The sequence below is a fragment of the Gordonia sp. p3-SID1431 genome (genome assembly GCF_025143765.1).
In the GTDB taxonomy this organism is placed as follows: domain Bacteria; phylum Actinomycetota; class Actinomycetes; order Mycobacteriales; family Mycobacteriaceae; genus Gordonia; species Gordonia hongkongensis.
This window is the reverse complement of record NZ_JAMBDT010000012.1, coordinates 52,706-69,073: the sequence shown is the minus strand read 5'-3', so window position 1 is coordinate 69,073 and position 16,368 is coordinate 52,706. Positions and strand designations below refer to the sequence as shown.

Genomic DNA, 16,368 nt, shown 5'->3' with positions numbered 1-16,368 from the left:
CCACGAAGGGTTGGCGACGCATCTCACCAGGACCCTTCGTGACGCGCCCTCCGCAAGCTCCGGGCGCTCCTCAGGGAGCGGTGGTTGGTTGCGCCCTCCGCAAGCTCCGGGCGCTCCTCAGGGAGCGGTGGTTGGTTGCGCCCTCCGCAAGCTCCGGGCGCTCCCAGGGAGCGGTGGTTGGTTGCGCCCTCCGGGCACTCCTCGGGGAGCACCCGCCGCAGTCGGTCAGCCGGCGTCGCCGACCCGGGTGCCGTCCAGGACGGCGCACAGCTCCGGAATCCAGTCGCGATCTGCCGGGACGATCTCGGCTGCGTCGAGGTGTCGTAGCTCGTCGGCGGAGAACCAGCGCACGGCGAGGTGCTCGAGCGCGGTCGGAGTCCCCGAACGCAACCGCGCAACGTAGGCGTGCAGGGTCAGGCCACCGGGCAGCGCGACCGGGGAGCCGACGCCCTCGCCGGCTTCGACCTCGGCTCCGAGCTCCTCGCGGATCTCCCGAACCAGCGCCGCCGCATGGGTTTCCCCCGACTCGACACGACCGCCGGGCAGTTCCCACAGACCGGCGAGTTCGACCGGACGGGACCGCTGCGCCAGCAGCACCCGGCCGTCGGCGACGATCGCCGCGGCGACGACGTCGCGCGGTCGGGTGTCGCGGGGTTCGTCGCGCGCGGCGCGCGTCGCGATCATCCAGGCGAAGGTGACGAAGGTGGCCGCCGGCCACGCGGCCCCGAAGACCGCCTCGAGTGCCGCCGGGGGATGGGGACCGTACTCTATCGTGACCCGGAGCAACCACGGAATCCCGAGCCCCGCGACCACGATCCACATCGCGAGGACCGCCCGCGCGCCCCGGCGCCGCGAACCGGTGCCGTGCACGAGCCAGATTCCCAGCGGGATGATCCACACCCAGTGATGCACCCACGAGATCGGCGACACCAGGAGTCCGAAGAGCTGGACCACCAGCAGGATTCCGAGCGCGTCGGATACCGCACGGCCGGCGAACACCGCCACCACGACCGCGACCAGGACGCCGACCATCCAGATCCAGCCCGACCCGACATCGAAGCCCACGAAGCGGGACAGGGTGCCGCGCAGGCTCTGATTGATCACCGCCTCGACGGGACCGATGCGCTCGGCGTCGCCGAGAAGGGTTCCGTAGTAGGTGCGGGTGACGTCGGGGAAGAGCAGCAGGCAACCGAGGACGGTGAAGACGAAGGCAACCGCGGCGGCCAGGGCGCCCAGGGGTTTGCGGGCGGCGAGATACCAGAGCCCGGAGATCGCCGGGGTGAGCTTGACCCCGGCCATCAGACCGATGAGTGCGCCGCCGGCGAGCACCCCGCGGTCGCTGCGCGCCCAGGTGACCGCCAGTAGGGTGCCCAGCATCAGGAAGACGTTGATCTGGCCGTAGTCCAGGGTGACCCGGACCGGTTCGCACCAGATCGCGGGGGCAGTCCAGAGTGCGGCCATGGCGTAGACGTCGGTGGTCGACCCGCACAGGCGTAAGGCGAGGACGACGCAGGTGTACAGGGCTCCGAACGTCGCGAGCTGCCAGCCGATGGCCACCAGGTCCCATGGCACGAGAGACAACGGGTACAGCACGACGGCCGCGAACGGCGGATACGTGAAGGGCAGGGCGAAGTCGGTCTCACCGGCGTAGGTGAAGAGATAGAGCGACCCGTCGGCGAGACCCGCCGAACCGTCGCGGTAAACGTGCAGGTCCACGAAGTTCCTGCCGTTCACGGTCAGCGTGTCCCAGACGAGCCGCGCGATGATCGACGCCGCCAGGAGAGCGGTCGCCAGCACGGACCTGGAGCGCACGAAATACCAGGGTAGACAGCCGGAGGGCGGTATGGCGAAACGGTGCGCGGTGAGCGGGTCGGCAGGAGGGTGTGTGAATACTTGACCCATGCGTTTCTTCTACGACTCGGAGTTCATCGAGGACGGCACCACCATCGAGCTGGTCTCGATCGGGGTCGTCGGTGAGGACGGCCGCGAGTTCTATGCGGTGTCGACCGATTTCGACCCCGGCCGGGCGGGGGACTGGGTGCGGGCCAACGTGTTGCCGAAACTGCCCTCGCCGTCGTCGTCCGCGTGGCGGGACCGTCGACGCATCCGGGAAGATCTCCTCGAGTTCCTCACCGCCGACGGCTCCGACATCGAGCTGTGGGCCTGGGTGGGCGCGTACGACCATGTCGTGCTGTGCCAGTTGTGGGGTCCCATGACCGCGCTGCCGCGCGAGATCCCGCGGTTCACCCGTGAGCTGCGGCAGCACTGGGAGGCCGCGGGCCGACCGGCGCTGCCGCCCACGCCGTCGGACGCGCACGACGCGCTGAGCGACGCCCGGCACAACCTGCGCCGGTGGGAGGCGATCGAGAAGGCCCGCGTCTGACCCGCGGACGAATCCACGGCCACGTCTCCTCTACCCTGGACGGGTGGTGAACTGGACCGTAGACGTTCCGATCGACGACCTTCCCGAGCTCCCGCCGCTTCCGGGGGATCTCCAGACGCGTTTCGACGACGCGATCAGCCGCCCGGCGGTACAGCAGCCGAGCTGGCCGGCCGACGAGGCGCGCAAGATGCGGACCGTCCTCGAGTCGGTCCCGCCGATCTGTATGCCCGCCGAGGTCCAGACGCTCGCCGCGCAGCTGGCCGACGTCGCCGAGGGGCGTGCATTCCTCCTGCAGGGCGGTGACTGCGCGGAGACGTTCGCCGACAACACCGAACCGCACATCAAGGGCAATATCCGCACGTTGTTGCAGATGGCGGTCGTGCTCACCTACGGCGCCAGCATGCCGGTGGTCAAGGTCGCCCGGATCGCGGGCCAGTACGCCAAGCCGCGATCATCCGACACCGACGCCCTGGGGCTGCCCTCCTACCGCGGCGACATGGTCAACGGATTCGTGGCCGACGCGGCGGTGCGGGCACACGACCCGTCCCGGCTGGTGCGCGCCTACGCGAATGCCGCGGCCGCGATGAACCTGGTCCGCGCCCTCACCCAGGCCGAGGCGGATCTGAGCCGGGTGCACGACTGGAACCGCGAGTTCGTGCGCACGTCACCCGCCGGCGCACGCTACGAGGCCCTGGCGTCCGAGATCGATCGCGGCCTGCGGTTCATGGACGCCTGCGGCGTCACCGATTCGAATCTGAACTCCGCCTCCATCTTCGCCTCGCACGAAGCGCTCGTCCTCGACTACGAACGCGCCATGCTGCGGCTGGCCGACGACCCCGGGGGTGCCGGCAAGGTCCTCTACGACCTCTCCGCGCACTTCCTGTGGATCGGGGAGAGGACCCGCCAGCTCGACGGCGCCCACATCGCGTTCGCGGAGCTCATCAGCAATCCGATCGGCGTCAAGATCGGGCCCACGACGACGCCCGAGCAGGCCGTCGAATACGTCGAGCGTCTCGATCCGCACAACGTGCCGGGGCGACTCACGCTCGTCGCGCGGATGGGCAACGGCAAGGTCCGCGACGTGCTGCCGGCCATCGTCGGCGCCGTCGAGGCGACCGGCCACAAGGTCATCTGGCAGTGCGATCCGATGCACGGCAACACCCATGAGGCGTCGACCGGCTTCAAGACCCGGCACTTCGACCGCATCGTCGACGAGGTGCAGGGGTTCTTCGAGGTGCATCGCGCGTTGGGCAGCCATCCCGGTGGCGTCCACGTCGAGTTGACCGGCGAGGACGTCACCGAATGTCTCGGTGGTGCACAGGAGATCTCGGATCTCGACCTCGGGGGACGCTACGAGACCGCCTGCGATCCGCGGTTGAACACGCAGCAGTCGCTCGAGCTGGCGTTCCTCGTCGCGGAGATGCTGCGCGGCTGAGGGAGCGGGGCGTCAGCCGATCGCCAGGAACGTGCTGCCGACCCAGAAACCGAGGGCGCCGAGGCCGCCGACCAGCACCAGCACGACGACTATCCAGACCAGCGCGCCGAGCCGGCTGCCGCCGATGAGTTCGGGCTCGACGGCCATCGGCCGTGAGGTACGACGGGTCACCGGACGCGGCGCGGAGCCGACGTCGTCGCGCTCGGCCGCAGGTTGCTCCACGGGTGTGGCTGTGTCCGCGGGCCGCGCCGGGCCGGGCACCGACTGGACCCGGGTGCCATGGCCGCCGGGATCGGGGCCCCGGTAGCGCGACACCGTCTGACGCTCGGCCGACCGGCGCGGCGCGGGCACCGTGAACGGCGGGAGGCCGAGTTCGTCGGCGACGGCGAGCAGGGCCCGTTGCATGTCGAAGCCGTCGGCATATCGATCGGCGGGGTTGCGTTCGGTCGCGCGCAGCACGATCTCGTCGAACTCCTCCGGCACCCCCGGGATCACGTCGCCCGGCGCCGGCACGTCGAAGCTGAGTCGCTGGTAGGCGAGAGCCAGGGGTGAGTCGCCCGAGAAAGGTGTTCTGCCCGTGAGGAGTTCGAACATCATCACACCCATGGAGTAGACATCGCTGCGAGCGTCGGCGTGGGTGGACTCGACCTGTTCGGGGGAGAGGTAGGCAGCGGTCCCGAGGATCACGCTGGCCGAGGTCACCCCGGCCTCGGCCACGGCTCGCACCAGTCCGAAGTCCGCGACCTTCACCTCGCCCTCGTCGGAGATGAGCACGTTCTCGGGTTTCACGTCCCGGTGCACCAGACCCGCGGCATGTGCGGTGCCGAGCCCGCCGAGTACCGGCGCGGCCACCGCGACGACGGCATGGGGCGGCATCGGGCCGCGCTCGCGCAACAGTTCGCGCAGGCTGCCCCCGTCGACCAGTTCCATCACCAGGAACGCGATGCCGTCGTCGATGCCCTGGTCGTACACCGCGACGAGCCCGGGATGTTTGAGGCCGGCGACCGCGCGTGCCTCGAACTCGAAGCGGCGCAAGAACTGTGGGTCTCCCGAGTACCGGGAGTCCATCACCTTCACCGCCACGTCGCGTCCCAGCCGCAGGTCGACGGCGAGGTAGACCGCCGACATGCCGCCGCGCGCGATGGGCGCGTCGATCCGGTACCGGTCCTCGAGGACGGTCCCGAGCATCGTGTCGACGGGGGAGTTCACGCTGCCGAATCTACCTGCAGCCCGGGCCGGTCGAGAGCATCGGCACGATGCCGACCGAGGGTGTCGCCGCCGGGGCGTTCGCGGGTCTCGTTCGTCATGTCGTCGCGACCCGACGGTTTCTCCCGCTCCCGACTACCGGCTACCCTTTCGACGTGGGTTCCCTACCGTTGTCGCCTGACACTCTGCCTTCCGACACCGAGTTCCTGTCGATCGACGATGTCGCCGACCGCCTCGGGGTGTCGACCAACCGGGTGCGGACACTCATCCGTGACCATCACCTGCTCGCGGTCTCCCACAACGGATACCCGGCGATTCCGGCGCTCTTCGTGGACGAGGGCGGCGTCGCGAAACACTTCTACGGGCTCGTGGCGGTCCTGATCGACGGCGGTTACACGCGCGACGAGGTGATGGAGTGGCTGTTCACCGAGCAGGAAGATCTCGGACTCCACCCGGCGGCAGCGCTGCACACGGATCTGGCCCGCGAGGTCATCCGCCGGGCGCAGGCCCAGGCTTTCTGAGCGACGCCCCGGCCCCGAACCCCCGGGGTCCGGACTCCCGGTGCTCGGCCTCGGCGCGCCCCGACTCCTCGACGCCCGTCTCCGCGAGGACATCCGACGCGAGAGTGTCCTCGCCGGCCGGGGTCGCGCCCCACGCCCACCTCCCGAACCGGCCCAGCCGCAACGGGTCCCGACGGGTCAGCGACCAGGCCGCGACGCCGGCCAGTGCGGCCGCCAGCGTCACCTCGACAGGTTTGTAGAAGACGATCGCGTCGTCGGGCTGGAACACGATCAGCAGGAACGTCGAGGCACCGACGACCGTGGCCCGCACCCACATCGGCAGGTCGAAGGCCACCGCGATCACCAGCACCCACGTGTAGTACCAGGGCAGCGTCGACGGCTCGAGCAGGAGTACGGCCAGCATCGCCCACGCCATCCCGGCGACCGCGTCCCGCACGTCGTGGCGGTGGCGCCACCAGAGCGCGACCAGCGTTACCGCGAGGACCACCGAACCGATTGCCCGCGTGACCTCCAGCACCGGTTGCAGATTGAGGGCGACGAACGGCGCCGCGACGAGGGTCACGACATGGGCGGCGAGGGTGGGAATGGTGAACCAGTTGATGATGACGTCGGCCCACCCCAGGCCGGTGAGCCAGCCGAGTCCCAAGCCGATCACCAGGGTCCACAGGCCGAACACCGCGACCGCGATCCCGACGATGGATGCGAACACCGTCACCACGTCGCGGGCGGTCACCGGTCGCCGGGAACGGATGTGCGACAACCAGATCCACAAGACGAACGGCAGTGCGATGCCGGCGGTGATCTTGATCGACACCGCGAGCGCCAGGACGGCTGTGCCCACCACGTGCCGGCCGTCGACCACCAGGACGATCCCGGTGACGAGGACGCCCATCATCAGCAGCTCCACGTGCGGTCCCGCCACGAGATGGATCAGGACCAGCGGGTTGAACAGCACCAGCCACAGTCCGGCTTGCGGGGAGGCCCCGAACCGCTCCGCCAATCGGGGTATCGCCCAGAGGGACAGGAAGAGTCCGGGCAGCAGCACCAGCCGGATGGCCAGCACGCCGAGGACGACCTGGTCGCCGGTGATCTCGGTGACGACGCGCAGCATGCCCATGAAGAAGGGGCCGTACGGTGCCGTCGTGGTCGCCCAGACCTGCGCCATGCTGTCGACGAGCGGACCGGGCAGGTGGGCGGGACCGTCGGCATACGGGTCGAAACCGGCGCCGAACACCGCGCCCTGGGCGAGATAGGCGTAGACGTCGCGCGAGTACACCGGCACCGCGACGAGCAGGGGAGCGGTCCACACGAGTACCCATCGGCTCAGCGTCCGCGTCGTCGGCGCGGTGTCGGTGGCGGAGGAGATGATCCGACGCCCCAGCCGGACCCACCCGAACACCATGAGGAACACGCCCAGCCAGAACAGCGTCCCGAAGACGTTCTTGCCGTGCCCGTACGTGATCCAGCTCAGACCCAGATCGGAGAGGAGAGCGGAGTTGCGCGGCGGGTCGCCGACCCCGAAGCTGCCGAGACAGACCAGCACGGACCCGATCGCGCCGAGGATCAGATCGCCCCGAGCGGCCGTGGCGGCACCTGTCACGGAAGTGCTCACGCCTGACGGTGCGCGACGCGATGGGCGACCGCGATCAGCTCGGCACGGATGTCGTCGCCGATGTCGGCGGCGTCGAGCGCGGTCAACGCCGATCCCAACAGCTCGTCGATCGAGTTCTCGACCTCGGCCACCGCGCCGAGCGCGACGAAAAGATCTCGCGCGGAACCCAATTCGTCGCTGTCGAGCCGGCGGCCGAAGTAGGAGCGCAACCGCGCGCCGAGGGCCGGGTCGGCCGCATCGGCGCGTTGCAGCGCGATCGCGCGCAGGGCCGTGTGCTTGTCCGAGACCAGATCGTCCCCGGACGGTTTACCCGTGCGTTCCGGATCGCCGAAGACGCCGAGCAGATCGTCGCGGAGCTGGAAGGCGATGCCGAGGTCGTGCCCGATCGCACGCAGCGTCGACACCAGCTGCTCGGACGCACCGGCGAGTCGCGCACCCAGCTCGAGCGGTCGCGCGACGGTGTAGGCGGCGGTCTTGAACTCCATCACCCGGTAGGCGGCCTCGGTCGAGTCGTCGCCGCCGGCCTCGTTCACGATGTCCAGGAACTGGCCGCCGAGCACCTCGGTCCGCATCGCCGCCCACGTCGCGCCCACCTCCGCGGGCAGCGGGTGGTCGCCGTCCCTGCCGGTTGAGCGGTCCCTGCCGGTTGAGCGGTCCCCGCCGGTTGAGCGGTCCCCGCCGGTTGAGCCTGTCGAAACCCCCGGCCGGTGACCGTGGACCAGGTCGTCCGCCCAGGCGAGCGCGAAGTCGCCGGCGAGGATCGCGGCCGCGACCCCGTGGGCGCCGGAGTCCCCGGCCCACTCCGCGCTCGCGTGCCGCGACTCGAACTCCCGGTGCACGGTCGGGTGCCCGCGCCGGGTGTCCGACCGGTCGATGATGTCGTCGTGGATCAGGGCGCAGGCCTGCACGAGTTCGAGTGCGGCGCAGACGCGCAGCGCGTCCCGCGGGCCGGGGGCGTCGTCCTCGGCTGCGGCCCCGGCGACGGCACGGTCCGACGACGACGTCCCGCAGCGCCACCCGGCGAAGGCGAAGACCGGTCGGATGCGTTTGCCTCCTCGCAGCACGAACTCCCGGATCAGTTCCGCCGCCTCACCGACCACCGGTGCGATCGCGGCGGCGGCCGGGACGGCGTCGTCGAAGAAGGCGCGTAATTCGGCCTCGACGGCGCCCGGAACCGCATCGAGCGAGGTGGGCGTCGGGATCGTGGAGGTCACCCTGCCAGGCTATGCGACCTGCTCCGTACACTGTGCGGGTGACCCCAACCGCTCCCGCACCCTCGATCGTCGAACGCCTGTCCGCTCCGCACCGCGGCCCGGTCCCGTTCTCGGTCGAGTTCTTCCCGCCGCGTGACGCCGAGGCCGAGTCCCGGCTGTGGCGGGCGGTGCGCATCTTCGAGCGGTTGTCCCCGGCGTTCGTCTCGATGACCTACGGTGCCGGCGGTTCGACGCGGGATCGCACGGTGCGCATCACCGGTGAGCTCGCCGCACAGACCACGCTGCTGCCGGTGGCCCACCTGACCGCCGTCAACCACAGTGTCGCGGAACTGCGCGCGCTCGTCGGTGCCTACGCCGACCAGGGCATCACCAACATCCTCGCGCTTCGCGGCGATCCGCCCGGCGATCCGCTCGGCGAGTGGGTCGCCCATCCCGACGGCGTCGAGTACGCCGAGCAACTGGTCCGGCTCATCGACACCCTCGGCGACTTCCACGTGGGGGTGGCGTCGTTCCCGGAGACGCATCACCGGTCGCCCGACATCGAACACGACACCCGCACTCTTGTCAGCAAGTTGCGGGCCGGGGCCGAGTACTCCATCACCCAGATGTTCTTCGACGTCGAGCACTACCTGCGGCTGCGCGACCGGGTCGCGGCCGCCGACCCCGAGCAGGGACTCAAGCCGATCATCCCGGGCATCATGCCGGTCACGTCGCTGGCCACCGTCCGTCGCATGGTCGAGCTGTCGGGTTCGGTGATCCCGCCCGACGTCGAGGAACGCTTCGCCAAGGCCGCGGGCAACGGCGCCGAGGAGGATCGTGCGTCGGTCCGTGCCGTCGGCATCGACTTCGCCACCGAGATGGCACAGCGACTGGTCGCCGAGGGTGCGCCGTGTCTGCATTTCTGCAGTCTGAACTTCGCCAAGGCCACGACGGAGGTCCTGGGCCGACTCGGCGTGGACGTCGACGCCGCGCTGCACGTCCCGGCCTGAACGGCCGAAGCTGTTCCGCCGGACCGGTGTCGGCGCCGGTCCGGCGCGGCATCATGTGCCCGCGGGTGGCTTTCGATCCGCGGGCGGCGTTGCCGATGACGGACCCGACACGGGATCGGCGGCAGCCGCGAGTCCTTCACCCGAGATCGACGAAGGGTTTGTCTTAGCCGCCACCGGACGTCCGGGCCGCGGTCCGCGATACCGCTTGGAGTAGGCGATCCGGACGATCACCAGGACGACCACGACGCACAGCAACGCGACGAACCACGACCAACTGCTGACCGCGGCGGTCGCCGGGTCCGGATAGGTGGCATCGGCGCTGAAGTCCGACGGTTCACCCGGAGCGGGGGTCCAGGTCACGGTGGACTCGCCGACCTGCTCGCCGTTCGTCGCGGTCACCGGACCGCCGAAGGTGACGGTCAGTTGTACGTAGTCGCGGTCCGGGACCAGCTCGGTCAGATCGGCGTCGCCGCGGAACCGCACCACCTCCCCGCTGCGCTTGGCGGTGAGATCCATCGTCAGCGAGGTGTCGCCGTAGGCGTCGGCCACGATGTCGCCCAGTTGGGCGAACTGCCCCGCGGTGAGATCGCTGAACGACGCCCGCGTTCCGACGCGCGTGGCGGGATCGTCCTCGTCGGGGTTCTCGTCCGCGCCGGCCTCGTCGTTTCCGGCGGGCTCGGAGGGTGAGGGGGATTCGGCCGTGTTCTCGGGTCCGGCGCCCGGAGACGACGGCGCGTCGGGACGATCGGGCACCTGTTTGTAGTCGGTCACCGAGACCTGCCCCATCATCGACTCGGGGAGGTCGAACTGCGGTGTCCCGCGCGGATTGTCCGGGGTGGTCGCCACGACGACGCTCCCCGAGTAGCGATCTCCCACCGTCGTCGACCGTTCGAGACAACCGGCCATCAGCGGGGAGAGAGCGACGAGAGCGACGGCCACCGCGGACGGCAACAGGCGCCGGGCTCGGCGGGACCCGGGCGCACCCGGTACGGGATTCGACGAACGCACGGTGCTCATCGTGCCAGACCCCGGCCGGACCGCGGGGCACCCGTCACACCGCGCCGCGTCGGGTGTCGGCGGTGTCAGGGCCGACGGCCGAGACCCCGACGCCCGCGTCGCAGCGCCAGGTGGGCGGCGATGTAACCGCTCGCGCCGGTGACACCTCCGCCGGGGTGAGTCGACGCTCCGGCGAGGAGCAGGCCGTCGGCACCGGGGACGCGGTGTCCGGCGAGGTCGGGGGTGGGACGCCACATGAACATCTGGTCGATGGACATCTCGACATGCATGATGTTGCCGCCGATCAGGCCCAGCTCATCGGCCAGATCTCGCGGCGTCTGGACGTACCGATGCGCGACCGACTCGGCGAAACCGGGCGCGTGGCGGTCCACCTCGTCGACGACGGCCTTCGCGGCGCGGTCCGCCGCGGCCGGCCAGTCGCCGTCGGCCAGCCGGTACGGATGCCACTGTGCCCAGAGATTGATGACGGAGCGGCCCGGGGGCGCGAGCGTCGGATCGATCGCCGAATAGCTCATCGCGACCACGGCCGGGCGCGGCGGGAGCTCGCCCACCGACGCCGCGGCATGGGCTCGGGTGAGGTGGGCGCGGTCGGTGACCAGCAGTCCGAGAGCCGAATGGACGCCGTGCTCGGGCAGGTCGCCGGGCAGCCCCTGGTAGTCGGGCAGGCCGGTCGTCCCCAGGCGAACCGCCATCCCGATCCCGCTGCCCACGACGATGGTGCGTCGCCACCGGTCGATGACGCCCGCGTCGAAACCGCCGGCGGCGAGGAGGTCGAGCGTGGTGAGCACGTGGCAGGCGTGGATGACTGTTGCGGCACAACGGGATTGACCCGTGCTGGTGAGCACCCGCCAGTGGTCGCCGCAGCGGGCGACGGAGACCGCGGGGTCGCCGCAGGAGACACGGCCGCCGTCCTGGTGGATTCGGTGCACGAGGGCCTCGGTGAGTGCGCCGCTGCCCCCGATCGCGCGTCCGGGCGGGATTCGGTGCATGAGTGCGGCGAATCCGATCATCGGCGCCGTGCCCGGTGCGCTCATGGGCGGTCCGGACTGGGCGCCGAACCACGCGAGTCCCGCCTTGAGCTGTTCGGACTCGAAATACTCGTCGAGGAGGGAATCGCCGGAGGCCATCAATTCGGCGGTCAGGTTCAGCACCCGGCCGCCGCGCCGGCCGAACAACCCCGTGCGTGCCGTGGTGGCGGTGCCGCCGAGCCCGCCGAAGGCCCGGCCGAACTTCCCCATCGTCGCGGGTTGGTAGAACGCATCCATGACCGCCCGCGCCCGCGGCGTCCACATCTCCACGAAGCGTCGATATGCGGCGGCATCGGCTGCACCACAGGCGTTCTCGATGGAAGCGCACGTCGCGTCGAGGTCGGTGCGGAAGACGATCGGCGGGGCGGTCGCGGTGGCCGGGACGAACGCCCACGGATCGCAGTCGATGTAGCGCAGGCCGTGCGCGGCGAGGTCGAGGTCGTCGAGAACGGGGGAGTGACGGATCATCAGATGCGACGACGACCCCCGGTCGACCCGATGTCCGGGGAACCGTTCGACGGTGGAGACCGCGCCGCCTGGGATGTCGTCCCGCTCGAGTGCCTCCACATCCCGTCCGGCCTGTGCCAGGTAGGCCGCGGCGATCAGGCCGTTGTGGCCCGCGCCGATGACGACGGCGTCACGCCGTGTGCCGTGCATCGTCAGCTCCCGGTACCGGCGCGGCGGGCGGCGGCCGGGGGTTGCAGTTCCAGGGGGAGCGGACGGCCGAGGAACGCGAACGGACGCGGATCGCCGGTGAAGGTGAAGTGGCGCAGGACGTCGGTGAAACCCATCCGCCGGTACAACGACCACGCGCGGTTGTCCTCGGCGGGGATCTCCGGGGTCGACAGCAGCACATGGCGTTCGGGCCGGTCGGCCAGCAGCCGGGCGAGGAGCCCCTGGCCGATACCTCGGCCCTGAGCGGTCGGGTGGACGTGCAGCTCGGTGAGCTCGAAGTAGTCGCGCGCGATCGCCTCGACCGTCTCGGGCGGTCGGCCCGTCTGGCGGAGTCCGAGCCGCAGCTGCTGGTTCCACCATTGACCGGTCGCGCCGGTGTAGCCGTAGGCGATGCCGACGAGCAGGTCGTCGGGTCCGAAGCCGACCGGCGGACCGACCCGGCGCCGCGCGGCCGGCATGGTCCGCGCCTCGTGTGGGGTCACCGTCTCGACCGCGCCCATCGCACGCCATCCGGGCCGCGCGATGTGTTCGCGCCAGAGCCCGGCCCGATGGATCTCCGTACCGCGCGGATAATTCATCGCGGTCACGTAGATCTCCAGGGCCGGCTCGAGCCAGGCCCGGGCGTCCTGGCCACTCAGGCTCACCAGGCGGATGGTCAACGGATTTCCGTTCTCTGCATCGTTCGTCCTGCGTCGTCGACCTGCAGACGAGGTCGGCTGCCGCTGGGGCGGGCCGCCCTCTGCCGGGGGCATCGCGTCGCAGGCCACTTCCGGGAATTGTCCTATCGATGATGCACACTCGGCAGGAATCGGCCCGCAGGTGGTGGCGTTGTACTCCCCGGCGGGGGTTTCGGGTCACAGATGTCTTGAACGCCGACGCCGGGATAGCTATATTGAACGTGTCGAACGGATGTTCGATGAATGTGCCTCCGCAAGCTGTTCGCGTTCATCCGACGACACGGTCCGGCGGCGGACGAGGGAAGCGTCTGCCGCCGGACACAGCCCATACGCACGAGGAGGACGACATGGCCAGACACCGCAGCGCCACGGCTCTCACCCACGCGGCGCCCGTCGACCCGGTGATGGTCGGTCGAGCGCGCGATCTCCTCGAGCGTGCACACGTGCTCTTCGACAATGCCGACGGCGTCGACGACGACGTCGAGCGGTTCCGTCAGCTGTACCTCGTTGCCCTCCGCGCCTCGGGCGCGGCCCTCGCCGTGCACGAACCGGTCGGGACCGTGCGGCGCAGGACGTCGAACGCCTGGACCCGCATCGGTGTGGTCGCCCCAGAGCTGGCGCCGATCGCCGCCCGGTTCGCCGCGCTGTCGCCGGTTCGGATGAAGATCGAGTCCGGGATCATCCGCACGATCGACCCCGACAGCGTCGCCGGCATGCGGCTGCTCGTCCTCGACTTCCTGCGTCGGGTCGAGACGATGGTCATCGCCTACGAGCAAGGAAAACTCGGTGCCGAAGCGCCGCAGATCGGCGCGACGGCGTGAATCCGGCCACACTTTGCGGTTTCTGGCACCGCCCGGTCGTCGGCAACAGCGAGTAATGGTGGTCGCGGTCGATTTCACCTCGTATCATGGGACGATATAGGCGCAGACGCCTTTCCGGTCGCGGGTGACCTTCGTCGGCGTCACGGATCAGTGAGAAGGAGGGTCGGTGCCACTTTCGGAGCACGAGCAACGCATGCTCGAACAGATCGAGAGCGCGCTGTACGCGGAAGACCCCAAGTTTGCGTCCAGTGTCAAGCGTCGGCGCCTTGGGAAGTCGAGCGGTCGTCGTCGCCTGCAGGCGGCAGCGGTCTTCGTCGTCGGCCTGGTGATGCTGGTCGGCGGACTCATCGTCAACATCAACATCGGCGGATTCCCGATCGTGAGCCTCCTGGGCTTCCTGGTGATGTTCGGGGCCGGCCTCTTCGCTCTCTGGGGAGACAACAACACCGCCGAGGCGGGCTCGTCGTCGACCAGGTCCGGCAAGAAGCAATCGGGGTCGTCCGGCGCCAAGCGCAAGCTGTCAGAACGCATGGAGGAGCGATTCAATCGCCGGTTCGAGCAGGAGTGATCCGCTGATCCCGACTCCGCGTTCGTCGATCGGCTGACCGACTCCCGCAACTTCGCATATTCGACTGAGCCGCGTGCCTGCGGGCACGCGGCTCTTTCATGTCCTCGATTGCTCTCCAGAGCACGCTGAACGGATCCGGGCGCACGGTCGACGGGATCGAACGCCCGGTCAACGGTCCTCGCGCTTCCATACTGGCGATCCCCACTTCTCGCCACCGGCGATCCCCACTTCTCCCCACCGGGTCGCCCCACTTTGCCCCACTAGAGGATTTACGCCTGGAATTCCCGCCTCTCGGACCTCATCGGTATCTCTGGTCACACGCTGGTTGCCCTTCTTTCCGCCCATGACGCGCCGGCGACACGCGCGTTCATCGTCATCATGAGCTCTCTGAACTGGGAATTTGCTGTCAGTGGGTGAATGCGGGGGCGGTGGGGGTGGAAAGTGGTGGAAAGTGGGGTACTGTGGCATCACTGGGTGAGGCGAGATACGACGCGGAACCCGGTGGGCAGGAGGTGTCGACGTGTCCGTGCGATTCGTCGGTACCTACACGCCCAAATTGGACGACAAAGGGCGGCTCACGTTGCCCGCCAAGTTCCGCGATGCACTGGCAGGAGGGGTAGTGGTCACCAAAGGCCAAGATCACAGCTTGTCGGTGTACCGGACCGAAGAGTTCGACGCGATAGCCGCTCGGATCGTCGAGGCGTCTCGGAACGACCCTGATCTGCGCGCGTTCCAGCGAACGTTCTTCGCCGGTTCGGAAGAGCAGCGACCGGACGGTCAGGGCAGGATCAGCCTGTCCGGCGACCATCGCGTGTACGCGGGGTTGTCCAAGGAGTGCGTGGTGTTCGGCAGCTTCGATCACCTCGAGATCTGGGACTCGGCCGCATGGAACGAGTACCAGACGCGGCACGAGGAGAACTTCTCGGCCGCCAACTCCGCCGCGCTGAACGCGGTGCTGTAGCCGGAGGACCGGCCCGCCACACCGCCGAGACAGCAACACCAACGACAGCAACCGACCAGAAACCGACCGAAGAGACAGCAACCGATGGGCGAGTTCGGTGCCCAGCGGCTTCGGGTGGCACGAGGCCCCGGCCCGGTGGCGACCCTGGCGTACTTCCCCAACGCCAGGTGCGTGATCGGGTCGGGACCCCGCTCCATCCGACCGCCTGCTCTCGCCGACCCGAGGCATCCGCCCACCGCCGATACCGCATACATGCCGATGGGGGGTCTTCATCATGGTCGATGCCGAGGACGAACCGCGTCGGTCCGGCGAGTTCGGCCACATCCCCGTCATGGGTGCGCGCATCGTCGAACTGCTGGCCCCCGCGCTGGATTCCGACGATCCGCGCGTCTTCCTCGACGCCACGCTCGGCGCGGGCGGGCACAGTCAACTGGTTCTCGAGTCGTTCCCGAACGTCCGCGTGGTCGGCATCGATCGGGACGCCTCGGCACTCGAGATCGCCCGCGAGCGCCTGGCGTCGTACTCCGACCGGATCTCGCTGCACCAGGCCACCTTTCACGAGATCCGCGACGTGATGGACGCAGCGGGGGAGTCGGTCATCGATGCCGCACTGTTCGATCTCGGGGTGTCGTCGATGCAGCTGGACCAGGCCGGACGCGGTTTCGCCTATGCGGTGGACGCGCCGCTCGACATGCGCATGAACTCCGACGACCCGCTCACCGCCGCCGACGTGCTCAACACGTACTCGCACGGCGAATTGGCCCGCGTGCTCTCCGATTACGGGGAGGAGCGCTTCGCCGGCCGGATCGCCTCGGCGGTCCTGCGGGAGCGGGACAAGGAGCCCTTCACGACCAGCGCGCGTCTCGTCGAACTCCTCTACGACGCCATCCCGGCCGCCACCAGGCGGACCGGCGGGCACCCGGCGAAGCGGACGTTCCAGGCGCTGCGCATCGAGGTCAACCACGAATTGGACGTCCTGCGTGAGGCTCTGCCGGCTGCGCTGGACGCGCTCGCCGTGGGCGGACGGATCGCCGTGATGAGTTACCAGTCTCTCGAGGATCGGAGCGTCAAGCGCGAGTTCGCGACGCGCACATCGTCCACCTCACCTCCCGGGCTCCCGGTCGAGTTGCCCGGCACGGCACCGGAATTCCGTCTCGTCACGCGGGGCGCCGAACGTCCGGACGAGAACGAACTGGCCACCAACCCGCGCTCGGCGCCGGTACGTGTCCGCGCGATCGAACGAGTCGAGAAGAAGGGCTGA

General features: G+C 69.6%; 15 protein-coding genes. 8 read left to right on the top strand and 7 right to left on the bottom strand.

Going from position 1 to position 16,368, the window contains the following annotated elements; all coding sequences use genetic code 11:
• Nucleotides 1-225 precede the first annotated feature (225 nt).
• Complete coding sequence (locus tag M4D77_RS05410) at nucleotides 226-1,797, bottom strand: mannosyltransferase (RefSeq protein WP_311199300.1); 1,572 nt, start codon at nucleotides 1,795-1,797, stop codon at nucleotides 226-228.
• Between the two features lie 103 nt (nucleotides 1,798-1,900).
• Here M4D77_RS05410 and M4D77_RS05405 point away from each other — a divergent pair, with 103 nt between their 5' ends.
• Both M4D77_RS05405 and M4D77_RS05400 read left to right on the top strand, forming a co-directional pair.
• A complete protein-coding gene (locus tag M4D77_RS05405) occupies nucleotides 1,901-2,383 on the top strand; it encodes a polyadenylate-specific 3'-exoribonuclease AS (protein ID WP_058251695.1) in 483 nt (160 codons plus the stop codon).
• Nucleotides 2,384-2,426: 43 nt separating this feature from the next.
• Complete coding sequence (locus tag M4D77_RS05400; RefSeq protein ID WP_065632283.1) at nucleotides 2,427-3,818, top strand: class II 3-deoxy-7-phosphoheptulonate synthase; 1,392 nt, start codon at nucleotides 2,427-2,429, stop codon at nucleotides 3,816-3,818.
• Between the two features lie 12 nt (nucleotides 3,819-3,830).
• Here M4D77_RS05400 and M4D77_RS05395 read toward each other — a convergent pair whose 3' ends face one another.
• Nucleotides 3,831-5,027: a protein kinase domain-containing protein gene (locus tag M4D77_RS05395; RefSeq protein ID WP_065632284.1), complete on the bottom strand. Its 1,197-nt coding sequence runs from the start codon at nucleotides 5,025-5,027 to the stop codon at nucleotides 3,831-3,833.
• 152 nt (nucleotides 5,028-5,179) lie between these two features.
• On the opposite strand from M4D77_RS05395, the gene M4D77_RS05390 reads away from it, so the two are divergent.
• Entirely contained in the window at nucleotides 5,180-5,545 is a 366-nt protein-coding gene (locus M4D77_RS05390; protein WP_058251861.1) for an Rv2175c family DNA-binding protein, read from the top strand.
• Here the strand turns inward: M4D77_RS05390 and M4D77_RS05385 are convergent.
• Nucleotides 5,514-7,157 carry an alpha-(1->6)-mannopyranosyltransferase A gene (locus tag M4D77_RS05385; protein WP_396266531.1) on the bottom strand — a complete coding sequence of 548 codons (1,644 nt, stop codon included), beginning with the start codon at nucleotides 7,155-7,157 and terminating at the stop codon, nucleotides 5,514-5,516. The genes M4D77_RS05390 and M4D77_RS05385 overlap by 32 nt on opposite strands.
• Entirely contained in the window at nucleotides 7,154-8,371 is a 1,218-nt protein-coding gene (locus M4D77_RS05380; RefSeq protein ID WP_259935698.1) for a polyprenyl synthetase family protein, read from the bottom strand. Before M4D77_RS05380 ends, M4D77_RS05385 begins: the two co-directional genes overlap by 4 nt.
• A gap of 11 nt (nucleotides 8,372-8,382) precedes the next feature.
• Between M4D77_RS05380 and M4D77_RS05375 the strand changes: the two genes are divergently transcribed.
• Entirely contained in the window at nucleotides 8,383-9,360 is a 978-nt protein-coding gene (locus M4D77_RS05375) for a methylenetetrahydrofolate reductase (RefSeq protein ID WP_058251700.1), read from the top strand.
• Nucleotides 9,361-9,411: 51 nt separating this feature from the next.
• Here M4D77_RS05375 and M4D77_RS05370 read toward each other — a convergent pair whose 3' ends face one another.
• The 3 genes from M4D77_RS05370 to M4D77_RS05360 form a co-directional block, all read right to left on the bottom strand.
• Nucleotides 9,412-10,377 (bottom strand): LppM family (lipo)protein, encoded by a 966-nt coding sequence (locus M4D77_RS05370; protein ID WP_065632288.1) that lies wholly within the window; start codon nucleotides 10,375-10,377, stop codon nucleotides 9,412-9,414.
• A gap of 65 nt (nucleotides 10,378-10,442) precedes the next feature.
• The gene (locus M4D77_RS05365; protein WP_259935697.1) at nucleotides 10,443-12,062 is read right to left on the bottom strand and encodes an NAD(P)/FAD-dependent oxidoreductase; all 1,620 of its coding nucleotides are present in this window, start codon (nucleotides 12,060-12,062) and stop codon (nucleotides 10,443-10,445) included.
• Nucleotides 12,063-12,064: 2 nt separating this feature from the next.
• Entirely contained in the window at nucleotides 12,065-12,739 is a 675-nt protein-coding gene (locus tag M4D77_RS05360; RefSeq protein ID WP_137808481.1) for an N-acetyltransferase, read from the bottom strand.
• A gap of 365 nt (nucleotides 12,740-13,104) precedes the next feature.
• Between M4D77_RS05360 and M4D77_RS05355 the strand changes: the two genes are divergently transcribed.
• From M4D77_RS05355 to rsmH, 4 genes are all read left to right on the top strand, one after another.
• Nucleotides 13,105-13,578: an SAV_6107 family HEPN domain-containing protein gene (locus M4D77_RS05355; protein WP_058251704.1), complete on the top strand. Its 474-nt coding sequence runs from the start codon at nucleotides 13,105-13,107 to the stop codon at nucleotides 13,576-13,578.
• A gap of 166 nt (nucleotides 13,579-13,744) precedes the next feature.
• Nucleotides 13,745-14,146 (top strand): DUF3040 domain-containing protein, encoded by a 402-nt coding sequence (locus M4D77_RS05350; protein WP_068970560.1) that lies wholly within the window; start codon nucleotides 13,745-13,747, stop codon nucleotides 14,144-14,146.
• A 520-nt stretch (nucleotides 14,147-14,666) separates the two neighbouring features.
• Nucleotides 14,667-15,107 carry a division/cell wall cluster transcriptional repressor MraZ gene (gene mraZ / locus M4D77_RS05345; RefSeq protein ID WP_058251706.1) on the top strand — a complete coding sequence of 147 codons (441 nt, stop codon included), beginning with the start codon at nucleotides 14,667-14,669 and terminating at the stop codon, nucleotides 15,105-15,107.
• A 274-nt stretch (nucleotides 15,108-15,381) separates the two neighbouring features.
• Nucleotides 15,382-16,368, top strand: coding sequence for a 16S rRNA (cytosine(1402)-N(4))-methyltransferase RsmH (gene rsmH / locus M4D77_RS05340; protein ID WP_259935696.1), 987 nt, complete (start codon nucleotides 15,382-15,384; stop codon nucleotides 16,366-16,368).

Bases quoted from the DNA above. Each gene is read 5' to 3' on its own strand.
- M4D77_RS05370 (WP_065632288.1), bottom strand. From the start codon at position 10,377: ATGAGCACCGTGCGTTCGTCGAATCCCGTACCGGGTGCGCCCGGGTCC.
- M4D77_RS05365 (WP_259935697.1), bottom strand. From the start codon at position 12,062: ATGCACGGCACACGGCGTGACGCCGTCGTCATCGGCGCGGGCCACAAC.
- M4D77_RS05375 (WP_058251700.1), top strand. From the start codon at position 8,383: ATGCGACCTGCTCCGTACACTGTGCGGGTGACCCCAACCGCTCCCGCA.
- M4D77_RS05355 (WP_058251704.1), top strand. From the start codon at position 13,105: ATGGCCAGACACCGCAGCGCCACGGCTCTCACCCACGCGGCGCCCGTC.
- M4D77_RS05405 (WP_058251695.1), top strand. From the start codon at position 1,901: ATGCGTTTCTTCTACGACTCGGAGTTCATCGAGGACGGCACCACCATC.
- rsmH (WP_259935696.1), top strand. From the start codon at position 15,382: ATGGTCGATGCCGAGGACGAACCGCGTCGGTCCGGCGAGTTCGGCCAC.